Source organism: Bailinhaonella thermotolerans (assembly GCF_003594875.1).
GTDB classification, from domain to species: domain Bacteria; phylum Actinomycetota; class Actinomycetes; order Streptosporangiales; family Streptosporangiaceae; genus Bailinhaonella; species Bailinhaonella thermotolerans.
Genome location: NZ_QZEY01000005.1, coordinates 88849 through 113756 on the forward strand (window position 1 = coordinate 88849; position 24908 = coordinate 113756).

21 protein-coding genes are annotated in these 24908 nt (G+C 73.9%); 9 read left to right on the top strand and 12 right to left on the bottom strand.

Features of this window, described 5'->3' with window-relative positions; translation table 11 throughout:
• Position 1: 1 nt before the first annotated feature.
• The gene (locus tag D5H75_RS15765) at positions 2-592 is read left to right on the top strand and encodes a hypothetical protein (RefSeq protein WP_119927227.1); all 591 of its coding nucleotides are present in this window, start codon (positions 2-4) and stop codon (positions 590-592) included.
• A gap of 448 nt (positions 593-1040) precedes the next feature.
• Here D5H75_RS15765 and D5H75_RS15775 read toward each other — a convergent pair whose 3' ends face one another.
• Positions 1041-2990 carry an outer membrane protein assembly factor BamB family protein gene (locus D5H75_RS15775; protein WP_242454266.1) on the bottom strand — a complete coding sequence of 650 codons (1950 nt, stop codon included), beginning with the start codon at positions 2988-2990 and terminating at the stop codon, positions 1041-1043.
• 310 nt (positions 2991-3300) lie between these two features.
• On the opposite strand from D5H75_RS15775, the gene D5H75_RS15780 reads away from it, so the two are divergent.
• From D5H75_RS15780 to D5H75_RS15790, 4 genes are read left to right on the top strand one after another with little or no spacing between them, the layout of a single operon-like run.
• Positions 3301-4047: an amidohydrolase family protein gene (locus tag D5H75_RS15780; RefSeq protein ID WP_242454267.1), complete on the top strand. Its 747-nt coding sequence runs from the start codon at positions 3301-3303 to the stop codon at positions 4045-4047.
• Entirely contained in the window at positions 4044-4775 is a 732-nt protein-coding gene (locus D5H75_RS15785; protein ID WP_119927231.1) for an amidohydrolase family protein, read from the top strand. The genes D5H75_RS15780 and D5H75_RS15785 overlap by 4 nt, the downstream gene beginning before the upstream one ends.
• Before the next feature lie 9 nt (positions 4776-4784).
• Positions 4785-5186 (top strand): twin-arginine translocation signal domain-containing protein, encoded by a 402-nt coding sequence (locus D5H75_RS41585; protein WP_202638199.1) that lies wholly within the window; start codon positions 4785-4787, stop codon positions 5184-5186.
• Complete coding sequence (locus D5H75_RS15790; protein ID WP_202638200.1) at positions 5087-6739, top strand: NHL repeat-containing protein; 1653 nt, start codon at positions 5087-5089, stop codon at positions 6737-6739. The genes D5H75_RS41585 and D5H75_RS15790 overlap by 100 nt, the downstream gene beginning before the upstream one ends.
• A gap of 196 nt (positions 6740-6935) precedes the next feature.
• Here D5H75_RS15790 and D5H75_RS15795 read toward each other — a convergent pair whose 3' ends face one another.
• From D5H75_RS15795 to D5H75_RS15815, 5 genes are all read right to left on the bottom strand, one after another.
• Positions 6936-7904 carry a dihydrodipicolinate synthase family protein gene (locus tag D5H75_RS15795; RefSeq protein ID WP_242454268.1) on the bottom strand — a complete coding sequence of 323 codons (969 nt, stop codon included), beginning with the start codon at positions 7902-7904 and terminating at the stop codon, positions 6936-6938.
• Between the two features lie 10 nt (positions 7905-7914).
• Positions 7915-8811 carry a carbohydrate ABC transporter permease gene (locus D5H75_RS15800; RefSeq protein ID WP_119927232.1) on the bottom strand — a complete coding sequence of 299 codons (897 nt, stop codon included), beginning with the start codon at positions 8809-8811 and terminating at the stop codon, positions 7915-7917.
• The gene (locus D5H75_RS15805; protein ID WP_119927233.1) at positions 8808-9674 is read right to left on the bottom strand and encodes a carbohydrate ABC transporter permease; all 867 of its coding nucleotides are present in this window, start codon (positions 9672-9674) and stop codon (positions 8808-8810) included. Before D5H75_RS15805 ends, D5H75_RS15800 begins: the two co-directional genes overlap by 4 nt.
• Before the next feature lie 156 nt (positions 9675-9830).
• Positions 9831-11081 carry an ABC transporter substrate-binding protein gene (locus D5H75_RS15810; RefSeq protein ID WP_202638201.1) on the bottom strand — a complete coding sequence of 417 codons (1251 nt, stop codon included), beginning with the start codon at positions 11079-11081 and terminating at the stop codon, positions 9831-9833.
• Positions 11082-11174: 93 nt separating this feature from the next.
• Complete coding sequence (locus tag D5H75_RS15815; protein ID WP_242454269.1) at positions 11175-12410, bottom strand: DegT/DnrJ/EryC1/StrS family aminotransferase; 1236 nt, start codon at positions 12408-12410, stop codon at positions 11175-11177.
• Between the two features lie 80 nt (positions 12411-12490).
• Here D5H75_RS15815 and D5H75_RS15820 point away from each other — a divergent pair, with 80 nt between their 5' ends.
• Complete coding sequence (locus D5H75_RS15820) at positions 12491-13696, top strand: response regulator (protein ID WP_242454270.1); 1206 nt, start codon at positions 12491-12493, stop codon at positions 13694-13696.
• Between the two features lie 161 nt (positions 13697-13857).
• Here D5H75_RS15820 and D5H75_RS15825 read toward each other — a convergent pair whose 3' ends face one another.
• The 3 genes from D5H75_RS15825 to D5H75_RS15835 form a co-directional block, all read right to left on the bottom strand.
• The gene (locus D5H75_RS15825) at positions 13858-14913 is read right to left on the bottom strand and encodes a dihydrodipicolinate synthase family protein (RefSeq protein WP_202638202.1); all 1056 of its coding nucleotides are present in this window, start codon (positions 14911-14913) and stop codon (positions 13858-13860) included.
• 53 nt (positions 14914-14966) lie between these two features.
• Complete coding sequence (locus D5H75_RS15830) at positions 14967-15974, bottom strand: NAD-dependent epimerase/dehydratase family protein (protein WP_119927236.1); 1008 nt, start codon at positions 15972-15974, stop codon at positions 14967-14969.
• 122 nt (positions 15975-16096) lie between these two features.
• On the bottom strand, positions 16097-16996 hold the full coding sequence (locus tag D5H75_RS15835) for a Gfo/Idh/MocA family protein (RefSeq protein ID WP_119927237.1): 900 nt from the start codon (positions 16994-16996) through the stop codon (positions 16097-16099).
• A 185-nt stretch (positions 16997-17181) separates the two neighbouring features.
• Between D5H75_RS15835 and D5H75_RS15840 the strand changes: the two genes are divergently transcribed.
• Entirely contained in the window at positions 17182-17799 is a 618-nt protein-coding gene (locus tag D5H75_RS15840) for a DedA family protein (RefSeq protein ID WP_119927238.1), read from the top strand.
• A gap of 213 nt (positions 17800-18012) precedes the next feature.
• Here the strand turns inward: D5H75_RS15840 and D5H75_RS15845 are convergent, their stop codons facing one another.
• Complete coding sequence (locus D5H75_RS15845) at positions 18013-19572, bottom strand: MFS transporter (protein WP_119927239.1); 1560 nt, start codon at positions 19570-19572, stop codon at positions 18013-18015.
• A gap of 180 nt (positions 19573-19752) precedes the next feature.
• Complete coding sequence (locus D5H75_RS15850; protein ID WP_147425167.1) at positions 19753-22470, bottom strand: helix-turn-helix transcriptional regulator; 2718 nt, start codon at positions 22468-22470, stop codon at positions 19753-19755.
• 149 nt (positions 22471-22619) lie between these two features.
• Between D5H75_RS15850 and D5H75_RS15855 the strand changes: the two genes are divergently transcribed.
• On the top strand, positions 22620-23207 hold the full coding sequence (locus D5H75_RS15855; protein ID WP_119927241.1) for an SDR family NAD(P)-dependent oxidoreductase: 588 nt from the start codon (positions 22620-22622) through the stop codon (positions 23205-23207).
• A 66-nt stretch (positions 23208-23273) separates the two neighbouring features.
• Here the strand turns inward: D5H75_RS15855 and D5H75_RS15860 are convergent, their stop codons facing one another.
• On the bottom strand, positions 23274-24062 hold the full coding sequence (locus D5H75_RS15860) for an SDR family oxidoreductase (protein WP_119927242.1): 789 nt from the start codon (positions 24060-24062) through the stop codon (positions 23274-23276).
• A 134-nt stretch (positions 24063-24196) separates the two neighbouring features.
• Between D5H75_RS15860 and D5H75_RS15865 the strand changes: the two genes are divergently transcribed.
• On the top strand, positions 24197-24760 hold the full coding sequence (locus tag D5H75_RS15865; RefSeq protein WP_202638203.1) for a TetR/AcrR family transcriptional regulator: 564 nt from the start codon (positions 24197-24199) through the stop codon (positions 24758-24760).
• Positions 24761-24908: the final 148 nt, after the last annotated feature.

Below are 24908 nucleotides of genomic sequence, written 5' to 3' on the forward strand. Positions count from 1 at the left end.
CGTGTCCGAGATTCCCGAAGCGATCCGCGAGCAAGTCATCACCGAGCTCTACCGCCAGGCGGACGAGCTGAACTGGGAGCTGCTCAGCGCGGGTGAGAAGAAGCGCCAATACCAGAAGTGGATCGAAGACCCCAGGGTTGGCGGCGTGCTCCGGGCTTTCTACGACGATCATCGGATGGGCACGTGGATCAAGGACACACCGATGAAGGAGTACGCCCGGGCGCAGGAGGGCTTCGGTAGCACCGCCAAGTACGCCCGCAGCCGCTTCCCTGGACCCGATGTCTTGATCCGGCAGGCGCTCGGGCCCGAGTGGATCGTTGTCTCCAACAGCGTGGACGACAAGCCCATGCACTGTCTGGCGGCAAACGGAGACACGTCACGCTACGTTTGCTGGGGCCGTCCCAACACCTTCCGAGACCTCATCTGGGCTGCCCTCAATAAAGCGGTCACCATGCCTGAAAGACCGCTCGTCATCGTCACCGAGCAGGACGGCATCACCGTGTCAGCAGCCGAGAAAGCGGTCCAGGCAGCGCTCGCGGCCCACTGTGGCCTGGACCTCACCCACGTCCACCGCCGCCTCCAGCGAATCTGAGACCGAAGTCACCTACCCGCCCGAGTCCTCAGAAGCCAAGTGTGGCGAGCTAGCGGGCAAGCGAAGATCCAGGAGAGTCGAGCTTCCACTCCAGGAGGAACGCTTACGCCCGCGCCACCCGCTGCCCAGCTGAAATCGGCGAGCTCGAAATGCTATTCGAGCTCGCTCCCAAGGCCAGCAGTTCCACGAGAATGACCGCGAGCAGTACCGGTGACCAGCTGGATGGGCATCGAGACGATGGAGGAGCCGTCCACGGCGAGCGGGATGAGCACCACGGCCTGGTTGTCTTCGCCGCGATGGAGGCAGAGCTCGCGCATGCGGCGGAATTCCGGGTGCTGTCCTCGCGGACTTTCCTGGTTGTTTGGCTCTGCTTGCTGGGTGTCCTTGCGTGCCCCGGCTCGGGCGTGAGCCGGAGCACGTTCGGGTGAGGTCCTGGGTGGAGCAGGCTTCAGGTTGTCTTGAAGGGATTCGCGGGGGTGTGGTCAGGGGTGGGTGGGAGGGTTGTCGGGGGGCAGTGGGGGTTCAGGCGGACGCGGGCCAGGTTGCGGCCTATGAGGGTCCAGGCGGTCCAGGTGCCGGGTTCGAAGTGGAGTTGGGGGTTGGTGTACCAGTCGTCGCCGAGGCCGGTCGCCAGGGGTTTGGCCTCGGTGTTCAGTTCGTAGGCGTTGCCGCCGCCGAAGAACGTGGCGGCGAAGACCTTTCCTCGGTGGACGGTCAGCTCGCCGTAGCCGGAGAGCCTGCCCTGGTGGCGTACCGTCCTGGTGGCCAGGTCGAGGGCGATCCAGGTTCCGGACTCCCGCTTGTAGACGCCGTAGAGCAGGCCCCCGTGGACCTTGACGTCCTGGAAGGTGCGGTGGCCCGGCAGCGGGTCCGTCTGCCAGAGGACCTTGCGGGTCGCCAGGTCGAACGCCGCGACGGAGGCCGAGGTCTTCGTCGGCGGGGTGCCTCCCCCGCCCAGCACGTCGCCGCCGAGGTAGACGACGCCGCGCGCGGAGTCCAGGGACAGGCTCATCAGGCTCTGGCCGGGGATCACTCCGACGTGGACCTCCTTCTCACCCGTGTCGGGGTCCACGATCGCCAGGGCGCCCTCCAGCTTCGCGCCGAGCGGGGCCGTGGCGACCAGGAGCCTGTCCGTCCGCTCGTCGTACTCGATGTCCCACGGGCGCTGCTGGCCGTGGCCGAGGAAGCCAAGGTCGCGCACCTCGTCGGTCTTCATGTCGATCGACACGATCTGGCCGCTGGGGTAGATGGCGGCGTAGATCTTGTTGCCCCGCCGGACCATGTCCTTGGGCTCGCCGGGCACGCGGAAGCGGCGCTTCTCCCCGGTCCGCAGGTCGCGCACGTCCATCGAGAAGTGGCCGCCGATGTAGACCGCGCGGTTGGGGACGAGCAGCATGCTCTGCGGCCGCTCGGGGCCGGGCGGCAGGCCGGCCTCGATCAGGTCGGCGAACTCCGACTTCCCGGTCCGCGGGTTCAGCCACCACATGCCGCCGCTGCCGGAGAAGCCGACGAGCGTGTCCGGGCCGGTGAGCACCATCCGGCGGGTCTCGTCGCCCGCTGACGGCGGGTCCGCGACCTTGGTCAGGGCGGCGTCGCCGGTGCGGTAGCGGTACACGGTCCCGTCGGGGCGGGAGGTGGCGTAGACGGTGCCGTCGGCGGTGGAGGTGAGGGCGTCGAAGCTGCCCGAGGGCGCCTCGATCCGCCGCGGGTCCGTGCCGTCCTTCTTGACGTCGATGAGCTGCGTCCCGCTCACGGCCAGCACGCGGTCGCCGTGGAGCTCGACCACGCCGACGCCCGTCGGCCCCTGGGCGAGCTCGCGCTTGGCCCCGGTGGCCCGGTCGATGGCGATCAGCCTGCCCTTGTCGAGCAGGCCGGCGTACACGGTGGTCGCGTCGGCGGCGACGGCGCGGACGTACCGCTCGCCGGGCACGAGGACGCCGAAGTTCCGCACCGCGCCGGTCGCGGGGACGTACTCCCAGACCCGGCCGTCGGGGTAGGTGCCGGCGTAGACGGTGCCGTCGGGCGCGGCGGCCAGGCTCCAGACGAACCCGCCGTACCGGCCGAAGGAGCGCAGGTGCTCGACCTGGCCGGTCGCGGGGTCGAAGCGGTACAGGTCGGGCGAGGGGTACGTCCCGACGTAGATCTTGCCGCCCGCGACGGTCGTCGCCCAGCCACCCTCGGGCTCGCCGGCCGCGGGGCCGTCGGGCAGCCGCACGTGCCGTACGACCTTGCGCGTGGCCAGGTCGATCTCGGCGAGCAGCGGGGGCTTGAGACCGCGGGTGACGACGTAGGCGCGGCCCTCGTGGACGGTCGCGCCGACGATCGCGCCGGTCACCGAGGCGGGGCCGAAGGTCTCGTAGCCGGGCCCCGAGCAGTCCGCCCGAGCCGGTACGGCCAAAGCCGATGCCGCAGCCGATCCGGGCGCCGACGCGGGTGCCGATCCGGAAGCCGATCCGGGCGCCAGAGCGGAGGGCGGGGCGGGGCCGGCCGCCGCGGAGGCCGGGGGCGTGAGGAGCGCCGGGACCAGCCCGGCCATGATTGCGAGAACTGCCAGGCGCGGACGCACGCCGTACCTCCTGGGGGCTGGCCAATTTTGGCTCAGACCGTAAGTACTCGATCAGGGGAAGTCAATGGAAACCAGGCTTGAACATGACTCAGACCAGGATTATGGTCAGGACCGCTATTCATCATCAGAAGGGAGGAGCGCCGTGTCCGCGTTCGACGCCGGGGCCCTGACCGGGGATCTCACGGTGACCCTGGACGCCGACGTGCTCGTCGGGGCCTACCCCGACCGCGACGGGCCGCCCGGCACGCCCGAGTCGGTGCTCGGCGTCCTGGGCGCGCACCGCGTCCGGGCCGGGGCGGTGGCGAGCCTGCGCGCGGCGCTCTTCGACATGGTCTCCGGCAACGACGAGGTGCTCGCGCTCTCCCGCGCCTCGGACGCCGTCGTGCCGATCGGGGCGGTCGACCTGCGCGACCCCCTCGGGTCCGCCGCCGAGTTGGAACGGCTGGCCGCCGCGGGGGTGCGCGGGGTGCGGCTGTTCCCCGACGAGCAGGGCGCCGAGGCGGACTTCCCCTCGGTGCGCCACGTGGCCCGGCGGGCCGCCGCGCTCGGGCTGACCGTGCTGACCGGGGGCGACGTGCGCCGGTTCTGGCGGCCGTTCACCGGCCTGGGCGGGTCCGTGGTCTTCCTGGACACGCACTTCTACCACCTCGGCGACTTCCTGGTGGCGGCCGCCGACGAGCCGGGGTTCCACACCTCGACGCGGCTGCTCAACTCCCCGGACGCGGTGGAGACCGCCGCCGCGCGCATCGGGGCCGAGCGCCTGCTGTTCGGCTCGCGCACCCCGCACGCCGAGACCGTCGTGCCGCTGCTGCGGCTGGCCACGAGCGGGCTGGAACCCGCCGAGATCGAGGCCGTGGCCGGGGGTAACGCGAGGAGGCTGCTGACGTGATCATCGATGTGCACGCCCACTGGGGCCCGTGGTTCTTCACGATGGACGTGGCCCGCGCGAACCTCGCCACGATGGACCGCTACGGCATCGACCTGGCGATCGTGTCGGCGACCGAGGCGGTGATCTACGACGCCCCGGCGGGGAACCGGGCGCTCGCCGCCGCGCTGGAGGGGCAGGACCGGCTCTACGGCTACGTCACGGTCAACCCGCGCCGGCTGGAGGAGGCCGAACGCGACCTGCGGGAATACCTCCCCACCGGCCGCTTCGTCGGCGTCAAGATCCATACGGACTACACGGGCTCGCCGGTGACCTCCCCCCAGATGCGCGAGGCGCTCGAACTCGTCGCGTCCTTCGGCCGCCCCGCGCTCGTGCACACCTGGGGCCGCACCGTGCTGGACCTCGCCGAGACCTGCCTCGCCGTACCCGGGCTGCGCGCGATCGCCGGGCACATGGGCGCGGACGGCCACCGGCACGCCATCGAGGCCGCCCGCGCCTGCGACCGCCTCTACCTCGAACCCTGCTGGTCGCACGCCCCTGCGGGCCGGTTCGCCGAGGTCGCGGCGGCGGTGGACGACCGGCGGCTGCTCTTCGGCACCGACGCCACCCTCATCGACCCGGCGTCGGCGTTCGGCGCGGTGGCCGCGGCCGGGCTCACCGGTGAGACGGCCGAGCGGGTCGCCTGGCGCAACGCCGCCGAGCTCTTCGACCTGGACCTCACCACGACCTAGAGGAGCCCCATGATCCCCCGCCGCCGATTCCTCCAGGCCGCCGCCGTCACCGGCGCCGCCGCGTCCCTGCCCGCCGTCGCGTCCCCGCCCGCGGCCGCCTCCTCGTCCGGCGCCGCCGCGCGAGCGGCGTACGGCCCGGCGGCGGGCACGATCACCGACCTCGGGCCGGCCAGCGTGGCCAGCCCGCTCGGCAACGGCGAGTTCGTCGGCGACGTGCTCTACGCCGGTTCCCGGGGGCTGTCGCCCAACGTGGTCGGCGCGTACGACCTCGGGAAGGACGCCGTCACCGCGCACCACGACATCCCACCGGCGTGGGGATCTGGGCGATGTGCGTGGTGGGCACCGACGTCTACGCGGGCACCCACTCCCGGTCCGACCTCTACCGGATCGACACGGTGGCGGGGACCGTGACGAGGGTCGCGCAGTACCCCGACCACTTCATCTGGACCATGGCCGCCTCCCCCGACGGCAAGGTCTACCTCGGCTGCTCCGAGCCGGGCCGGGTCTGGGAGTACGACCCGGCCACCGGGCGCAGCCGCGACCTGGGGCAGCCCGCGCCCGGCGAGGCGTACGTCCGCGCCATCCAGGCCGACGACGCGTACGTCTACTGCGGCGTCGGCGCCAACGCCCACCTCGTCGCGATCGACCGGCGGACGGGCGAGAAGAAGGACCTGCTCCCCGCCGCGGTGGACCGCGACTGGGTGGCGAGCATGTCGGTCTCCGGCACGCACATCGCGGCGGGGCTGAACCCCCTCGCCGAGCTGATCGTGATGCCCAAGGCCGACCCCTCGGCGTACCGGATCGTCAAGGCCACGGCGCCCGGCGAGAAGTACATCGTCTCGGTCCTGATCCACGACGGCTCGGTCTACTTCGCCGGGCGGCCCTCGGGCACCTTCTACCGCTACCGGCTCGACAGCGGGGAACTGGAGGCGGTCGGCGTGCCGTACTTCGAGGCGGCGACCCACCGGCTGCTCGCGCACGGCGGGAAGGTCTACGGGATCCAGGACAACGCGGTCTTCGTCTACGACCCCGCGACCGGAGCGCTGGAGTACCGGAACATGGTGCAGCGCGGGTTCCGGGCCGCGCCGGAGGAGCCCATGTCGGTCCACTCCGACGGCGCACGCGTCTACGTCGGCGGCAAGAGCGGCGCCGACCTGCACGACCTGGCCTCGGGCGACGTGACCAGGCTGGCGATCGCCGGCGAGCCGAAGACGCTGCTCACCGTCGAGGGCACCACCTACATCGGGGTCTACACGCAGGCCGCGCTCTACTCGCACCGGGGCGGCGACAAGGAGGCCGAGCTGCTCCTGCGCGCGGGCAACCAGCAGGACCGGCCCCGCGACCTGGCGTACGACTCCCGGACCGGTCTCGTGATCATGCCGTCGCAGCCGGAGCCCGGCCACATGAACGGGGCGCTCACGCTCTACTCCCGCCGCACGGGGACGCACCAGACCCTCCGGCCCGTCGTGGAGCGCCAGACGGTCTACAGCGTCGCGGCCCGGAACGGCACGGCGTACCTCGGCACGCTCATCCAGGAGGGGCTGGGGCTGCCGCCGGTCACGGCCACGGCCCGGCTGGCCGCGTTCGACCTGCGGGCGCGCAGGAAGCTGTGGGAGCTGGAGCCGGTGCCCGGGGCGCGCTACATCTCCGGCCTGGCCACCACGCCGCACGCCGTCTACGGGATCGCCAACACCGGCATCCTGTTCGAGTACGACCTCAGGTCCCGCGAGGTCACGCGGACGCTCAAGGTGAGCGCCCGCGGCGGCGATCTGATCATCCGGGGCCGGCGGGCGTACACGAGCGACCTGGACGCGGTGTACCGGATCGACCTGCGCCGGTTCACCGCGGAGAAGATCGCCGAGGGGCTGGCGGGAGAGTGGTTCGGCGGCGAGCCCAAGCTCGCGATCGATGCCGACGCCCTCTACACGATCCGGCGGCGCAACCTGGTCAGGATCGCGATCTGACCCGGGCCCGGGCGGCGCGACGGGGCACAGCCACCCCCGCGGCGCCGCCCGGCGTCCGCCGCCCGGGCGAGACGCGGACGGCGGACGCGGAACCCGATGGCGCGAGGGCCGATGACGCGAGGCCCGGCGGCATGAGGCCCGGCGGCATGAGGGCCGTCGGCATGAGGGCCGTCGGCATGAGGGCCGGCGGCGTGGGTCAGGGGAGAACGGCCGCGAGGGCGGCGTGCTCCCGCTCCCCCAGGGGCGGGCCGAAGGGGTCGTGGGCGTGGGTCTCCGGGATGAGGCCCTCGGCGGCGGCGAGCCACAGCATGCGCCGCACGTAGCCCTCCATCGGCGCGGTGAAGGTGACCGCGGCGAGCGCGTCCAGCTCGGCCGAGGCCCGCTCGAACGCGCGCAGGTCGGATCCGGCGAACGCCCGCAGGACTCCGGCCGTCACCTCGACCCGGGCCGCCGCGATGCCGACGAGCGCCGCCTCGGCCCCCCACAGCAGGGACGGGCCGAACATGCGGTCCTCGCCGGTGATCGCCAGCCGGCCCGCCTCCCGGGTGAGCGCGATCGTCTCCTGGCAGCCCATCGCGTCCGACAGCAGCGCGGTCTTGAGCCCCGCCACCCCCGGATGCCGCACGATCTCCCGCAGCGTGTCCGGAGGGCAGGGCAGGGTGTAGAGGTCGAAGGCGATCATCGGGAGCCCCGCCGCACGCCAGACGGCCTCGTGCAGCACCACGCGGTCGCCTGCCGAGGGGAACACGAGCACCCCGTCGGCCCCCAGCTCCGCCGCCACGCGCGCCTGCTCCGCCACCCGCGCCCGCTCGCCCGTCTCCCCCGCCGCGCCCGGGGAGACCGCGCCGGCGCCCGGCGCCGCCGTACCCGGGGACGGGGTGCCGGGGGGCGCGGCGGGAGCCGTTCCGCCGACGCCGACGATCACGGGGACGCCCGTGGCGACGGCGCGGGCGATCAGGCCGGCGCGGACGTCCGGAGTGAGGTACGGCCCCCGGCCCGTGTGCGCCAGCACCGCCAGGGCGTCGGCGCCGGAGGCGGTCAGGCGGCGGAAGTAGGTCTCGGCGACGTCGAGGTCCACCTCGCCCGCGGCGGTCATGGGGGTCGCGGCGGCCGCGATCAGCCGCCCGCGCAGGCGGTCTCGCAGTTTCTGGGCGGATATGTCCACCTGAGGCAGCCTATTTGAGGCCCGTCATCGCGATGCTGTTGACCAGGTACCGCTGGAGCACGAAGAAGACCAGCAGGCACGGCACCACCGAGACGGCGGCGGAGGCCATCAGCATCGAGAGCTGGATCTCCTCGGTCTGCAACGTGGTCAGGCCCACGGTGAGCGTCCGCATCTCGTCGCTCTGGGCGATGACGAGCGGCCACAGGAAGTCGTTCCAGTGCCACAGGAAGACGAAGACGCCCAGGGTCGCCAGGACCGGCCGGGTCAGCGGCACGACGATCCGCCAGTAGACGACCCACTCGGGCGCCCCGTCGACCTTGGCCGCGTCGAAGAGCTCGTCGGGCAGGTCCCTGATGAACTGCCGCATCAGGAACACGGCCTGCGAGTTGGCCAGGGTCGGCACGATCAGCCCCCAGAACGTGTCCACCCCGCCGAGGTCGGAGATGAGCACGAACATCGGGATCAGCGTCGCCTGGAACGGCACCATCATCGTGGCCAGGAACGTCCACAGCATCGCGTCGCGCCCGGGGAAGCGCTTCTTGGCGAACGCGTACCCCGCCATCGAGGCCGTGAGCAGGATGATCACCACGGAGACGACGGCGTAGACGAGCGAGTTGAACGTCCAGGTGAGGAAGCCCGACGCCGACACCACCCGGACGACGTTGTCGAGGGTGAGCGAGGACGGCCAGGCCGCGGGCACGGTCGGCTTCCCCGCGGGGGACAGCGCGACCACGAACATCGCGGCGAACGGGCTGACGGTGAGCAGGGCGAGCAGCCCGAGCAGGACCGAAAGGGCCGCCCTGCGCGCGACCGCGCCGCGCGGCCGCCGGGGCGACGTCCGGGCGGGCGCCCGCCGTACGGCGGGGCCCGTCCCCGGCCGGTCGAGGACTCCGGTGCGCTCGGTCATCGTTCCCCCCGGTCGAGCAGGCGGCGCTGGATCAGCGACACGACGAGGACGAGCGCGAACAGCACGATGCCGAGGGTCGCCGCGTAGCCGAAGTCGAAGAACTTGAAGCCCTGGTCGTAGATCCCGTAGATGAGCGTGTAGCTGGCCTTCGCGGGCCCGCCGCCGGTCATCACGTAGATCGTGTCGAACGTCTGGAACGCCGTGATCGTCTCGATGACCAGCACGAAGAACAGCGCGGGCCTGAGCAGCGGCAGCACGATCCGCCGGAACCGCTGCCAGGCGTTCGCGCCGTCGACGCGGGCCGCCTCCAGGTAGGAGCCGGGGATGGACTTGAGGCCGGCCAGCAGGATCAGCATCGAGTAGCCGAACCCCTTCCAGGCCGAGACGAGCGCCAGCGCCGGCAGCACGAGCGACGACTCTTCGAGGAACTTCACGGGGGCGACGTCCGCCTTGGCCAGCAGCCCGTTGAGCAGGCCGTTGTACTCGTAGATCCACTTCCAGACGACCCCGGCGAGCACGAAGCTCGTCACGTAGGGGAGGAAGAGCATGCCGCGGAACAGCCCGCGCATGAACACGACCGCGTTGAGCAGCAGCGCGGTGCCGAGCGCCGCGAGCACGACGAGCGGGACGTAGACCGCCACGTAGACCAGCGTGACGCGCAGGCTGGCCAGGAAGTTGGGGTCGTCCAGCAGCCGGGCGTAGTTGTCCGCGCCGACGAAGCTCCACTCACCGCTGATCTTCCAGTCGGTCAGGCTCATGCCCGCCGCCCCGAGCGTGGGGAAGATCCGGAAGATCAGGAAGAGCACGAGCATCGGCAGGACGAACAGCAGGCCCGTGATCGGGTCCCGCAAGCGTTGACGCACGGGTTCACACCTTTCCGAACACGCCCTCCGGCGCACGTGCGGCGCGCCCTCGCACCCGGGCGGGGCGTGCCCCTCCGCTGAGGCGGGGCGTGCCCTTCCGCCCGGGCGGGGCGCGGCCTCCCCGCACCGTAGCGGGGAGGCCGGGACCGGTCCTGATCAGGCCCCGCCCAGCAGCGCGTTCGCCTCCTTGGCGGCCGCGTCGAGGGCCTGCTTGGCGTCCTTCTCGCCGACCAGCGCCGCCTGGATCTGCGTGGCGAGCACGGCCATGACCTGGCGGGCCTTGGGGTGGGTGTCGCCGTGGAAGGCGAACTCCAGGGCCTTGGCGAACTGCTTGGACACCTCGTCCTGCCCCTCGATCCGCGCGTCGGTGCGCGCGGGGTAGAAGCCGGACTCCTTGGCCAGGGCGGCGGCGACCTCCGGGGAGGCCACGTACGCCGCGAACTTCTTGGCGGCGTCCTTGTTCTCGGAGTGCTTGGCCAGCACCAGGCCGCCGGCGATGCCGAACGCGACCCGCTTCGTGCCCTCCAGCGGCAGTCCGACGCCGACGTTCTCGGCGCCGATCGCCGCGCCGAGCTGGGGGGCCTGGAGGGCGGTCGCCGCGTGGTACATGGCGCTCTTGCCGCCCGCGAGGGCGCCGCCCTCGATCTCGTTGCCCTTGCTCGCGGTGTTCTCGGGCAGGCCGCCGGCCTTCTTGAGGTCGAGCAGGAACTGCAGGGTCGCCACGCCTTCGGGGCCGTTGAACGCCACGCTCTTGCCGTCGGGCGCGAAGACCGTGCCGCCGTTGGCCCACAGCAGCGGGTAGAAGCTCTGGTTGAGGCTGACCTTGGGGTTGCCGGGGTAGTCCAGGACGGCGATCTTCTTGGCGGCCAGCTTGGGCGCGGCCTCCTTGAGCTCGGCGAGCGTGTCGGGGATCTCGGTGACGCCCGCCTCCGCGAAGAGCTTCTTGTTGTACAGCGGCGCGGTGATCGTCTGGTAGATCGGGACGCCGTAGAGCTTGCCGTCCACGGTGAGCGCGGTGAGCGCGCCGGACAGGAAGGAGGCCTTGGCCGGGGCGACCACGTCGTCCAGGGCCTCGATCGTGCCCTGCTGGGCGAACTGCGGGATCTGGTCGGGGCCGAGCACCGCCAGGTCGAAGCCCTTCTTGGCGGCCAGCGCCGTGGTGACCTTCTCCTGCCGGCTCTCCCAGGGCTGAATGTCGATCTTGACGTCCACGCCGGCGTTCTTCGCCTCGTAGTCCTTCTCGACCTTCGCCCAGAACGCCTGGCTCTTGGCCTGGTCGCCGATGACCGGGTACATCCACATCGTCACGGTGCTCTTGCCCGGCCCGGAGTCCGAACCACCGGATCCGCACCCGGCGAGCACGACTCCCAGGGCGGCCGCGAGGCCGGCTGCCGCTAGCTTCCTCATCGGCGCCATCCTTTCCCTTGCAGTAATACCGGTCCCGACCGAAACCTAGCGTGGTGGGGGTACAGCCCGTCAATCCCTGAAATAGGACCGTAACTACGGACGGGGCCGATACTTCCTGATGGCGTCCGCGACGGCGGTCACGTGCGCGTCGGTGTAGTTCTCGTTCCAGTCGATGACCAGCAGCGTGTCGGCGACCAGCCGCTCGGCCTCCGGGCACGCCGCGGTGGGCCCGCGGCCGGCGTCCGCCCCGTCGAGGGGGAACCGCGACGTCCCGTAGACCGGCCCCGACCACACCGGCGCCCGGTTGAGGGGCTGTTCCAGGTAGCCCGCCCGCGCCGGGATCCCCTCCCCCGCGAGCGCCGCCGCCATCTCCCGCGCGCCTCCGCCGGGCAGGACCAGCGGGAACAGCCACCAGGCGTGCCCTTCAGGCCGCGGCAGCCGTACCCCGTCGAGCCCGCCGAGCTCTTCCAGGAGCCGTACGGCGGTGCGGCGGCGGGCCTCGACGACGCCGGGCAGCTTCGCGAGCTGGGCGCGGGCGACGGCGGCCTGCAACTCGGTCATGCGGTAGTTCAGGCCGAAGCTCGCGTGCGACCGGCCGGCGGCTCGGTCCCAGCCCTTGTCGGAGAACAGCCGCATGGTCCGGGCGAGCGCGTCGTCGTCGGTGATGACGAGCCCGCCGTCGCCGCAGGTCACGTGCTTCCACTGCTGGAGGCTGAAGCAGCCGACGGCCCCCGCCGTGCCGGCCAGCCGTACTCCCGCGTCCCCCGGCGGGGCGGCGGCGAGCGGGGCGGCCGGGCGCGGGACGGCGGCGAGCGGGGTGGCCGGGCGCGGCGGGAGCGGCGGGAGCTCGGTGAGCCAGGCCTGGGCGCAGTCCTCCAGCAGGACCAGGCCGTGCTCGTCGGCCAGCGCGCGCAGCTCGTCCACCGGGGCGGGCGCGCCGAACAGGTGGACGGCCATGATCGCGCGGGTGCGCGGCCCGATCAGACGGGCGACGGCGGCGGGGTCGAGATTGCCCGTCTCCGGGTCCACGTCGGCGAAGACAGGGACGGCGTTCTGCGCCAGTATGGGGGCCACGGTCCCGAAGTCCGTGATCGGCGTGGTGATGATCTCGTCACCCGGATCCGGGGCCGCGGCGACCACCGCCAGGTGGAGGGCCGCGGTGCCGGAGCTGCAGGCGATGGCGTGGCGCCGGCCGTACAGCTCGGCCATCTCGCGTTCGAGCGCCCGCGCCTCGGTCCCCCAGACGGCGCTGAGCATGCCCGAGCGGATGACCCGTTCGGCGGCGGCCACCTCCTCGTCGCCGAGGGTGCGCCCTCCGGGCTCGGCCATGCTGGGAAAGTGCGGACTCATGCGGCACCTCGCGAGATAGGATTGCGGTCTCGACCGTAATACGGAACAGGGAGATGTCGGTGGGAATCGTCATCGGGGTCGTCGGGCCTCACGATCTGGTTGACGACGTGGCCGCCACCTGCGAGGAGCAGCCCGGGGTCAGCGCGCTGCGGCTCGACTACGACCACGAGTCGCAGGCCCCGGCGATCGTGGAGGCGCACTCGCCGTCGGTCGAGGGCTGGCTGTTCACCGGCATCGTCCCCTACATGCTGGCCCGGGGCGCCGACGTGCTGACCCGGCCCGCGGCGTTCGTGGACTACACGGGGGCGACCCTGCTCAGCGCGCTCGTACGGCTCCAGCGGGAGGGCCAGGACGTCACCCGGCTGTCGATCGACACCCTCCCGGCCGCCGACGTCACCGCCACCTTCGCCGAGGCCGGACTGCCCACCGAGGACCTGCGCGTCCTGCCCTACCGGCCGGAGATGACCTCCATGAAGGCGGCCGCCTTCCACCGGCGCGGGGCCAGGCATCCGGTGATCACCTGCCTCAGCTCGGTCTACGAGGAACTGCGCGACGACATGCACGTCCTGCGCCTGGCGCCGTCCGTGCACTCGGTGCGGGTCGCGCTGCGCCAGCTCCTGCTGACCGCCGAGGGGCAGGCGCAGGAGGACGCCCAGATCGCGCTCGGCCTCGTCGAGGTCGAGAACCAGGAGGGGCTGCTCCGCGAGGCCACCGCGCTCGGCGGCACGGTCGCCGCCTTCCGCGGCGGGACGCACCTGCTCGTGACCACGCGCGGGCCGCTGCACGACGCGACCGGCGGCTTCTCCGGGCTGCCCATGCTGGCCCGGCTGGCCGCGCACAACCGGGTCGTCCGGGTGGGGTTCGGCCTCGGCCGGAGCGCCGCCGAGGCCGAGAGCCTGGCGCGCCGCGCGCTCGCCCGGGCGCGCCGCATCGGCGACGTCGCCGCGGTGCTCTCGCTCCGCGCCGACACCGACATCGTGCTGGAGTCGGTGGCCGCCGCGACGCCCGGCGAGCAGAACCTCGCCGTGATCGCCCGCCGCGTCGGCCTGTCCGTGGCGACCCTGGAGAAGCTCCTGGAGGCCCGCGAGGCCGCCGCCGGCGAGCCGCTGACCACCCGCGAGATCGCCGAACGCCTCGCCGTGCAGCAGCGCACCGCCCGCCGCATGCTCCACCGCCTGGAGCTCGCCGGCCTGGCCGAGCGCACCGGCAACCTCACCAGCGGCAGCAGCGGCCGCCCGCTCACCCTCTACCGCCTGACCCTGTGAGACCCGCGGCGTCCGCGGGGTCGTCCCGCGGAGGCCCGTCTCGCTCTTCCTCATCCTGTTTCCTGGGTTCCTCGTCTCGTACGGCCCGCGCGGCCGCGAGCCCCCGGGGGCGCCGGGACGGCTCGCGGGGGGAAGGGGCGCCGCGACGGAGATCGGCGGGGTCAGGAGAGCCAGCGGGCGAGGTGCTCGGCGACGAAGTCGTCGTCGCGGAGCCAGGGGTAGGCCGCCCAGACGCGGTCGATCTCGGCGAGCTGGCCGGGGGAGAGCTCCTCGGCCGGGTCGAGGCACCAGCGGCCGGCGAGCAGGCCCTGGCGGCGGAGGATCTCGTGGATGCCGGGGATGCAGCCGTGGAAGCCGTGCGCCGCGTCGAAGATGGCCGCGTTGGCGTCGGTGAGGTGGCCGTCGAGCGTGAGGAGGCGGCGCACCGCCTCGTCGTCGCCGCCGCGCGCGCGCCGCGCGTCCTCCAGGAGCTCCACGGCCCGCCGTACCCACACGGCCCACTGGCCGAGCAGCCCGCCGACGAACTCCACCTCGACCTCGCGCCCGTCCACCACGACCCGGTGCGGGGTGATGAGGTCGGCGAGGATGTGGTCGTCGTTGCCGGTGTAGAGGGCCAGGTCGTTCTCCCGCCCGGCCCGGCAGACGCCGTGCAGCACGTCCAGGGTCCCGTAGCGGTCGAACGGCGCGACCTTGATCCCGATGACGGACTCGATCTCCGCCAGCCGGGTCCAGAAGTCCCGGGACAGGATGCGGCCGCCGACGGCGGGCTGGAGGTAGAAGCCGATGACCGGCAGCACCTCGCCCACCGCGCGCGCCCGCTCGACGTGGGCGTCCTCGTCGAGCTCGCGGAACGGGCTGAGCAGCACCATGTGGTAGCCCAGCGACGCGGCCAGCTCGGCCTCGGCCACCGCCTGCTCCGTGGGCCCGGTGGCGCCGGCGACGAGCACGACCTCCCGGTCGTACCCGCGCGCGGTCTCGGCCGCCAGCTCCAGGACCGGCGGCAGCATCCCGGTGCCGTGGATGGCGAACTGGGTCGTGTGCACCCCCACCGCCAGGCCGCCCGCGCCCGCCTCGACGTAGTAGCGGGTCAGCGCGCGCTGCCGCCGTTCGTCGAGCCGGCGCTCCTCGGTGAGCGCCAGCGGATGCGCGGGGATCACCAGGCCCCGCCGGAACAGGTCGCGGACCGAGGTCTGCTCCCCGGGCACGGTTCTGAGCACGTGACATCCCCCCAAGTGGACAGGTCGGATTGGTCGGACTTCGCGCGGGTCCGTCAGAACCGGCCGTCGCGCCGCTCGAACTTGGTCGGCTTGCCGAGCAGGTGCCCGCCGCCCGCCACCCAGCGGGCGGTGTGCTCGATCATCTCGGCGGGCGTGATCTCGGGGTAGCCGAAGAGCCGGTGGCAGCGGGAGGCGTTGGACAGCAGCGCCGTCGGGGCCTCCTCGCCGGTGAACCGGGGCTCCCGCCCCAGGGCCGCCCCGAGCGCCTCCGCGGCCTGCCGTACCGAGATCAGCTCGGGCCCGGTGACGTTGAGCACGTACGGCGGGACGCCCGCGAGCGGCAGCGCGCGGAGGGTGACCTCGTTAGCGTAGCCCTGCCAGACGACGTTGACCTGGCCGGTCGTGAGGTCGATCGGCTCGTCGGCCAGGATCTTCTGGGCCAGGTCCACGAGCACGCCGTAGCGCAGCTCGACGGCGTAGTTGAGCCGGACGAGCGCCAGCGGCGTGCCGTGCGTCTCGGCGAAGTGGCTCATCACGCGCTCGCGGCCCAGGCAGCTCATCGCGTACTCGCCGACGGGGCCGGTGGGGTGGTCCTCGGCGCAGCCGCCGCTCGTCACCGGGACGAGCGGGTAGACGTTGCCGGTGGACAGCGCGGCGATCCTGCTGCCGCGGAACCGGTCGGCGACCCGCCCGGGCAGGTAGGAGTTGGTGAACCAGGTGGCGTGCTCGCGGCCCTGGGTGCCGAACTTGGCGCCGACGAGGAACACCACGTTCGCGGCGTCGGGCAGGGCGCGCAGGGCGTCGTCGTCGGCGACGTCGGCGGCGATCACGGTCGCGCCGTCGCGCTCCAGGGCCTGGGCGAGGCCGGGCTCGGAGAACCGCGAGACCGCGATCACCCGCCGCGATCCCCCGGAGGCGTTCAGCGCCAGCCGTACCAGGCTCGGGCCGAGCTTGCCGCCCGCGCCGAGGACGAGAATGTCGCCGTCGAGCTTGGCCATGTCCTCGACGAGGCCGGCGCTCGGCCGCGCCAGGCGCTCCTCCAGTTCCGCTTCCGTCCGCACCCCGATGCCCTCCGTCCGCTCATTTACGGTCCAGACCGTAACTTTGCCATGGTTCGGATGTCAATGGGCACGGCGGAGCCGCCCCCGCGATCGCGCGGCGGGAGGGACGGGCGGACGTGGCGTCAGGCGGTGGGCACGGCCTCGCGGGCGGTGACGAGGACGTCGAGGATCGCGCGGGTCTGCTCCCAGGGGACCGGACTGGGGGCGCCGCCGACCATGGCGAGGAACGCCTCGACCGTGCCCTCGTACCCGAGCCCCTTCAGCGGGTCGGCGCCGGCCTCGATGACGATCGTCTCGGTCGCCTCGCGGGTGTGCACGGCGACCGTGTAGGACTCCTCGGCCGTGACGCCCAGGATCTCCACCGTCCCCGTGATCCCGCCGTCCCAGCGCAGCGCCATCACCCCGGTGTCCTCCGAGCGCAGCCCGGCGTGCCGGCGGACCGAACCCGCCGCGCCGGACAGCCGCACGCCGGGGCCGAGCAGCGCGACCAGCAGCTCCACCCCGTGGATGCCCATCGTCACCATCGTGCCGCCGCCCTCGCCCGGGGTGTCCTGCCAGGGGTTGTAGCCGGTCGCCCACAGCCCCACGTCGTGCCGTACGGTCGCGCGGACCGCCAGCACCTCGGCCGGGTCCACCGCGCGGCCGGCGAACGCGGGCGCGAACCTGAGCACGGAGGTGGACAGCACCCGGTGGGCGGCCGGCGCCACCAGCGCGTCGAGCGCCGTGAGCTGCTCGCGGGTGGCGGCGGCCGGCTTGTTGACGAACACCGGGACCCCCGCGTCGAGCACCGGCGCCAGCGCCGCGGCGACCCGCGGCGTGGGGACGGTGAGCACGACGCCGTCCGGGCGGGCGTCGATGAGGCCACCGAGCGTGGGCGCCACCACGGCCCCCGGATGCTCGGCGGTGAACCGGGCGAGCCGCTCGGCGTCCTCCTCCCACACGACCAGCTCGCCGTGCCGCGCGAGGGTGCGGGCGTCGCTGAAGGGGTGGCTGGTGGCCAGGCCGGCGAATCCGATGCGCACGAGTCCTCCTGAACGATCAGACCCCGACCCTAGCCCCAGCCCACCGCCTCGCCCCCGGCCCGGTCCCGCCGTCCCGGGCCCGTGACGGCGGCCCGCCGTACGCCCCGGGGCTGTGGTTTTCCGCAGGCTGGGACGGCCGTGCTCCTCATGGTGGACGCGACCTGGTCGTTCCTAGTCTCGGGGGCATGACGGAATGGCTGATTCGCCTGATGGAAACACTCGGGGCGCCCGGGGCCGGGATCGCGATCGCGCTGGAGAACCTCTTCCCGCCGCTCCCCAGCGAGGTGATCCTGCCGCTGGCCGGCTTCACGGCCTCCCGGGGCGAGATGAGCCTGCTCGCGGCGCTGGCGTGGACCACCGCCGGCTCGGTGATCGGGGCGCTGGCGCTGTACTGGGTGGGCGCGCTGCTCGGCCGCGAGCGCACGCTGGCCCTGGCCGCCCGCCTCCCGCTGCTCAAGGTCTCCGACATCGAGAAGACCGAGGCGTGGTTCCTCAGGCACGGGCGCAAGACGGTGTTCTTCGGCCGGATGATCCCGATCTTCCGCAGCCTGATCTCGGTGCCGGCCGGGGTGGAGCGCATGCCGCTGGGCGCCTTCACGCTCCTGACCACGGCCGGGAGCCTCCTCTGGAACACCGTCTTCGTGCTGGCCGGATGGACGCTGGGCGAGAACTGGTCGCTGGTGGAGACCTATGTCGGCCTGGGCACCAACGTCGTCACAGCCCTGGTCGCCCTGGCCGTGGCGGTCTTCGCCGCCGTACGGCTGAGCGAGCGCCGCAGGCGGCGCCGGGCCCTCCGCGCCTGACGCGGGGCCGGGGAGTGAGCGCCATCCGGGCGAGGGCCTCGGCCGGTCGGGCGGGCGCGGTGGCGAAGCCGAGGCGGACGTGGCCCTCGCCGGGGGCCGGACCTGACGCCGGAGGACAGGCCGACCCGGCCGCGAGGAACACCCGCGCTGGGCGTCCTGGACCCGGCCGGGGCGGCGGGCGTGGGCCGCGGCCCCGGCCGGGTGGAGGCTCCGTCAGCCGGCGGACGGGCCGGACCCGGGGGCTCGGCCGGTCGCCGGGACGTGGCGGAGGGTGGCGACCGCCAGGACCACCGCCGCGAGGGCGATGACCGCGGCGGTGACGGCGGCGATGTTCAGCCCGCCGGTGAAGGCCTCCCGGGCCGGGGCGAGCAGGGAGCCGGCCACGTCGGGCGACAGGCCCCGCGCGGCCGAGACCGCGCCGTCCAGGCTCTCGCGGCCGGCCGCGGCGGCCCCCGGCGGCAGCCCGTCGGGGATCCCGGTCGCGGCCTGGGCGCGGTAGACGGCGGCGGCGATGCTGCCGATGACGGCGATGCCGAGCGAGATGCCCAGGTCGCTGCAGGTGGTGGCCAGCCCGGAGGCCGCGCCCGCCTTCTGCGGCGGCACCGAGCCGACGACCAGGTTCGTGGTCAGCGCCATCGACGGCGCGACGGCCGGGTAGAGCACCATGAAGCCCGCGACCAGCAGCGGCAGCCCGCCGGCGGCGTCGACCTGGGTGAGCATCAGGTACCCGATCACCTGTACGGCCAGCCCGGCCGCGATCAGGTGACCGGGGCGCACGCGCCGTACGAGCGCGGGCGAGAGGGTGGAGACGACCACCAGCAGGGCGGCCCCTGGCAGCACCCACAGCCCGGCCTTGAGCGGGGAGAGCCCCTCGACGAGCTGCAGGTACTGCGTGAAGAGCAGGTACACCCCGCCGAGCGCGGTCGCCGCCAGCAGGAAGACGCCGAGCGCGCCGCTGACCGTGCGGTTGGCGAACAGCCGGACGTCCAGCAGCGGCTCGGGCAGGCGCAGTTGCCGCAGCACGAACCACGCGCCGAACACCAGACCGGCCACGATGCCGGCCAGGGCCGGGAGCAGCGAGTCCGGGCGGGCGAGCTCCTTGACGCCGTAGACGATCGGCAGCAGCGTGGCCAGCGACAGCAGCACGCTGAACACGTCCACGCGACCGGCGGCGGGGTTGCGGGGGTTGGGCAGCAGCAGCGGGGCGCCGATCGCCACGACGACCATGACGGGCACCGCGATCAGGAAGGCCGCGCGCCAGGAGAACGCCTCCAGCAGCGCGCCGCCGATGACCGGGCCGAGGCCGGTGCCGACGGAGATGGCGCCCGACCAGACGCCGACCGCGATGCCGCGCTGCCGCGGGTCGGCGAACGTGGAGAAGATCAGTCCGAGGGTGGCGGGCATCTGGGTGGCGGCGGCGACGCCGAGCACGGCGCGCCAGACGATCATCAGGACCGGGTCGGAGGTGAACGCCGCGACCACCGACACGGCGGCGAAGACGGCCGCTCCCGCGATGAGCAGGCGGCGATGGCCGATCCTGTCCCCGAGCGTGCCCATGGTGACGAGCAGGCCGGCCATCAGGAAGCCGTAGATGTCGATGATCCACAACGTCTGGGTGCTGGTCGGCCGCAGCTCCGCGGCCAGTTGGGGGATGGCCAGGAACAGGACCGTGAGCATCATGAACAGCAACATGGCGGGCAGGACCAGCACCGCCAGGCCTGCCCACTGCCGGAGACCGGCGCGCTGGCCGGCGGCGATATCCGGGGATGACATGAGAGCGTCCTTCGCCGAGGTGGGGTGGCTGACGCCGACAACGCTAGGAAGGACCGGCGGACCGCCGAATCAGTGAACTCGCCGGTCTCGCCGCTCAGGGCGGCGAACGCGGCGAAGCGCCAGGCGGGCGGGTCTCAGGCGGGCGGGTCTCACGCGGGCGGGTCTCAGGTGGGCGGGGTCTCAGGCGGGGCGTTCGGCGAGGACCAGGCGCATGAGCTCGGCCCGCGAGGTGATGGCGGCCTTCTGGAAGACCTTGCGCAGGTGGTAGTCCACGGTCCGCGGGCTGAGGAAGAGCTGGGCGGCGATCTCGCGGTTGGTCAGCCCCTGCCCGACGGCCAGCGCGATGCGCAGCTCCTGCGGGGTGAGCGTGCTCAGCACCCCGGTCTCCGGGGCCCCCGCCGACTCCCCGGTGGCGCGCAGCTCGCCCAGCGCGCGGTCCGCGAAGGGGAGCGCGCCGATGCGGTGGAAGGTCTCGGCCGCGCCGCGCAGGTGCCGCCGGGCCGGCGAACGCCTGCGGTCCCGCCGCAGCCGCTCGCCGAGCAGCAGTTCGGTCCTGGCGTGCTCCAGCGGGGCGTCGGCCGCGGCGTGCAGCCGCAGGCTCTCCGCGAAGAGGGCGTCGGCGTCGCCGTCGCCGGCGACCAGCGCCCGGCAGCGCGCCGCGAGCGCGCCCAGCTCGGGTGAGACGGTGTGCCGGGCCCACCGGACGTAGCGGGCGGTGGCGGCGGCCGCGCGTTCGTGCTCGCCGACGCGGACCAGGGCTTCGACCAGGTCGGGGACGACTCCCATGACCAGGCTCGCGGGCTCGTCGGTGTCCCACTCGCCGGCCGCCTCGAAGTGCCGCACGGCCTCGCCGTACCGGCCGGCGCCCAGCTCGGCCAGGCCCAGCGCCCGCCGCGCGTAGGTCGTCGCGTCGGGCAGCCCGCGCTCGCCGGCCTCGGCCAGCACCCCGGCGGCCAGCTCGCCCGCGCCGGGGCGGCCCCGGACGGCCGCGCACAGCGCCAGCAGGCCCCGGTTGCGGCAGGCCGTGCTGAGCTGGCCGACCTCCACGGCGAACTGGTAGCCCTCCTCGGCGCACGCCTCGGCGAGCCCGAGCCTGCCCCGCCCGATCTCGTCGGCGGCCTGGTACTCCAGGTTCCACGCCAGCGCGCCGAGCGACCCGCCGCCGCGCGCGATCCGCTCGGCGGCGCGGTACAGCCGCCGGCTCAGCTCGTGGTCGCCGAGCCCCCTGGCGACGGCCCCGGCCAGGGTCATCGTGATCGGGTCCGTGAGCGACTCCAGCGCCGCGCCGTGCCGTACGGCCTGAGCGGGGGCCACCCCGGCGCGGGCGCGGCAGGCGTCGCGCAGGAGCAGCAGCACCGCGTCGCCCGGATCGTCGGCCGCGAGCGGGGCCTCCTCCAGCCAGGCGGCGAGATCCGACCACACCTCGGGCCGGTTGGCGCGGGTGCCGAGGTCGCCGTACATCGCGATGGTGGGGGTGAAGCGGCGCCGGTCGAGCCGCAGGGCGCGCGGAACCCACGGCGCGATGAACTCCAGCGCCTCCCCGGGCGAGCCGGCGAACACGGCCACGACGGCGCGCATCACCGCCAGGGCGATGCGGTCCTCCTCGGCCAGGCGGGGCTCGCGCTCGGCGCGGTCGAGCAGGTCCACGGCCGTCGCGGTGAACCCGCCGTGGGCGGCGGCGTGCGCGGCCGTCCACAGCCGGCGGCCCCGGCGGGGGCCGTCCGCGGTGAGCTCGGCCGCCCTGGACAGCGCGGCCATGGCCGCGGCCGGGCCGCCGCGCAGCGCGGCCTGCTCGGCCGAGCGTTCGAGCTCCTCGGCGGCCCGCTCGTCGGGTCCCGTGGCGGCCTGCCCGAGGTGCCAGGCGCGGCGGTGCTGGTCGGAAGGGTCGTCGAAGGCGCCGGCGAGGGCGCGGTGGATCGCGGCGCGGCGCTCGGCCGTGACGCTGTGGTAGAGCGCGGACCGGATCAGGGGGTGCCGGAACACCAGCCTGGCCCCGTCGTGGGTGAGGAGTTCGTCCAGCTCGGCGCGGTGCAGCGGGCCGGTGTCCACCCGCAGCGAGGCGGCCGCCCGCTCGATGACGTCGACGCCGCCCGAGCCGTTCGCGGCGATCAGTTGGAGCAGCGGCAGCGATCCGGCGTGCCGCGCGTGGACCTTGGCCAGGAACGACCGCTGTAGTTCGTCGGTCATCGCCGGCGGCTCCGGAGTGCCCTCCGGCGGCAGTTCCCGGCCGGCCAGCTCGATCAGGGCCAGCGGATTCCCGCCGGTGGCGGCCAGCAGCCGGTCCCGTTCGGCGTCGGCGGGGCGCCGCCCGCCGAGGCGTTCGGCGATCAGCGCCTCGGCCGCGTCCCTGTCCAGGCCCATGAGCGGGACGCGGCGCAGGTCGGGCAGGTCCGCGGCGTGGCCCTCGTCGGCCCGCGCCGCCAGCGCCAGCGCGACCGGCTCGTCGGCCAGGCGGCGGGCGACGAACGCCAGCGTCTTCAGCGTGGGCCGGTCCGCCCAGTGCGCGTCGTCGAGGACGCACAGCACCGGCCGCTCGGCGGCCAGCAGGGACAGCAGCGACAGGGTGGACAGCGCCACCAGGAACGGGTCGGGCGGGGCCCCGTCCGCGCGCCCGAACAGGATGCGCAGGGCGCGCGCCTGCGGGCCGGGCAGATCGTCGATCCGGTCGAGCGCGGGCAGGAGGAGCTGGTGCAACGTCGCGTAGGCGAGGTCGGACTCCGGCGCGACGCCGACGGCGCGCAGCACCTGGAAGGCGCCGGCCCGCTCCTCCACGTGGGACAGCAGGGCGGTCTTGCCGATCCCCGGCTCCCCCTGCAGCAGCACCCCGCCGCCGCGCCCCTCGACGGCGTTCCGCAGCACCGATTCGAGCAGCTCGGTCTCGCCGTCTCTTCCCAGCACGGGTCGAGCATAGGAACCCTCGGCGACTTCCGACAAAATCCTCAAAACCCCCCGAGACCGGCGATTTCGCCGATACGGCCGGGAACCCGCCTCTCCTAGCGTGGGCCGCGTCACCGGAAGCCCGCGAAAGAGATCGAGGACGGACTCCCATGACGCGCGCAGCGCTGCTCGGCCGCATCGCCATCGTCACCGGGGCCGGTCCCGGCCTGGGGGCGGCGGTGTCGCGCGCGCTGGGCGCGGCCGGGGCCAGCCTGGTCCTCGCCGCCCGCGACGGCCGGGCCCTGGCCGCGCTGGCCGCCGCCATCAACGCGGCCGGGGGCCACGCGGTCACGGTCCCGATGGACGCCACGGGCCCGGCGTCGCTGCGGCGGCTGGTCGAGCAGACGCTCGGGGCCTTCGGCCGGCTCGACGCGGCGGTCAACCACGCCCCGGCGCGGGAGACGTCCCTGGCCATGACGTACCAGATCCCCGCGCTGCGCCCCGGCGGCCGCGTCGTCAACCTGAGCACCGGCCCGCACGCCCCCGTGATCGCGCTGACGCGCGCCGCCGCGCGGGACCCCGCCGCCTCCGCCGTCCTGGTCAACACCGTGGCCGCGGGGCCGTACGGCGGCGCGGAGGCGGTCGCCGACGCGGTCGTGCGGCTGTGCTCGGGGGACGTACCGCTCGCCACCGGCGAGACGTGGCACGTCCCGGGCCCCCGGCCGCCCGGCGGCCCCCCGCCCGCTCCCGGCCGCTGACCCCCGCCCGCTCCCGGCCGCCGGCCCGCGCCGGGGTACGGCCCGGCGGGCGGGAGCCGTACGGCCTCAGGCGGTCTTGATGGCCCCGCCGTCCACGACGTAGTCGGCGCCGACGACGCTGGCGGACACCGGGGAGGCCAGGACGGCGACGAGGCCGGCGACCTCGTCGGGCTCGACGAGGCGGCCGGTCAGCATGCCCATCGACGCGGGGAGGCCGGCCACCAGGTGCTCGCGCGGGACGTTCATGGCGCGGGACAGCTCGGCGCCGTAGCCGTCCTCCGACTCCCACATGGCGGTGCGGACGGGGCCCGGGGAGACGGTGTTCACGCGCACGCCCTGCGGGCCGAACTCCTCGGCGAGGGCCTTGCCCAGCGCGGTGAGGGCGGACTTGGCCGTCGTGTAGTGGACCGGGCCCGCGTGCGGGAGGCGGGCGGCGTTGGAGGAGACGTTGACGATCGCGCCGCGCCGTTCGACGAGGCCGGGCAGGGCCGCGCGGGCCACCCGGACGGCGCTGAAGAAGTTCACCGCGAAGGACCCCTCCCACACCTCGTCGCTCACCGAGAGGAAGCCGCCGATCGCCTCGGCGCCGACGTCGCCGCCGCCCACGTTGTTGACCAGCACGTCGATGCCGCCCAGTGCGGCCAGCGCCGCGTCCACGAGTGCCCGGGCCCCGTCCGGGGTCGCCAGGTCGGCCGCGATGGCGACGTCCGCGACCTCCTCCAGTTCCGGGGTGATCGTGCGGGCGGCTCCCGCCACGCGCATCCCCTCGGCGGCCAGCCGCCGCGCCACCGCCAGGCCGATGCCCCGGCTCGCACCGGTGATCAGGACGGTCTTCCCGTTGAGTCGCAGATCCATGACAACCCCTCACTCATCGCTCGTTCGGCACCACGAAAGTAGCACTAATTTCGCTAACCGCAACAGTCTTGTTGCGAATAATCGTGAGAAGGGCGACTGGATGTAGCATCTACGGGGACAGAGAAGGAGATGCCGTGACGACGAAGGTGGGACGACCGCTGCGGGCCGACGCCGAGCGCACCGTGCGCGCGATCCTGGAGGCCGCCGAGCGCGTCCTCGCCCAGGACCCCGCCGCGTCCATGGAGCGGATCGCCGAGGAGGCGGGGGTCAACCGCACCACGATCCACCGGCGCTTCGCCAGCCGGGAAGCGCTGCTGGAGGCCATGACGCTGGCCGCGCTGGGCCAGGTGCGGGAGGCCATCGAGGCCGGCCGGCCCGAGACCGCGCCGCCCGAGGTGGCCCTCCACCAGATCACCGCGAACGTGCTCGCGGTCAAGCTCGGCTGGCGCTTCGCCCTGACCCGCCCCGCTCCCGAGGGCTCCCCCGCCGCGCGGGCCCAGGAGGAGATCGTCCACCGCTGCGACACGCTCCTCGCCAAGGTCCAGCGGGCCGGCCTGATCCGCCCCGACGTGGACGTCACCTGGGCCCGCCAGGTCTACTACGCCCTCCTCTACCAGGCCCTGGAGTCCGCCGAGCCCGCCGACCTCGACGCCCGCGCCGCCCTCGTCGTCCGCACCCTCCTCCACGGGATCGGCTGACCCGGCGCCGCCGGCCGGGCGCCCGGCCGACGCGGCGCCGCCGACCCGGCGCCCGGCCGATACCGCACGGGCCGACCCGGCGCCGGCGCCCACGCCGTACGGCGGCGCGCCCGGCCGAGGCGATCTCCCGGCGAGCGGGGCCCGGTCG

Bases quoted from the DNA above. Each gene is read 5' to 3' on its own strand.
- D5H75_RS15840 (WP_119927238.1), top strand. From the start codon at position 17,182: ATGACGGAATGGCTGATTCGCCTGATGGAAACACTCGGGGCGCCCGGG.
- D5H75_RS15855 (WP_119927241.1), top strand. From the start codon at position 22,620: ATGACGCGCGCAGCGCTGCTCGGCCGCATCGCCATCGTCACCGGGGCC.
- D5H75_RS15845 (WP_119927239.1), bottom strand. From the start codon at position 19,572: ATGTCATCCCCGGATATCGCCGCCGGCCAGCGCGCCGGTCTCCGGCAG.
- D5H75_RS15860 (WP_119927242.1), bottom strand. From the start codon at position 24,062: ATGGATCTGCGACTCAACGGGAAGACCGTCCTGATCACCGGTGCGAGC.
- D5H75_RS15810 (WP_202638201.1), bottom strand. From the start codon at position 11,081: ATGAGGAAGCTAGCGGCAGCCGGCCTCGCGGCCGCCCTGGGAGTCGTG.
- D5H75_RS15800 (WP_119927232.1), bottom strand. From the start codon at position 8,811: ATGACCGAGCGCACCGGAGTCCTCGACCGGCCGGGGACGGGCCCCGCC.
- D5H75_RS41585 (WP_202638199.1), top strand. From the start codon at position 4,785: ATGATCCCCCGCCGCCGATTCCTCCAGGCCGCCGCCGTCACCGGCGCC.
- D5H75_RS15815 (WP_242454269.1), bottom strand. From the start codon at position 12,410: ATGGCCGAGCCCGGAGGGCGCACCCTCGGCGACGAGGAGGTGGCCGCC.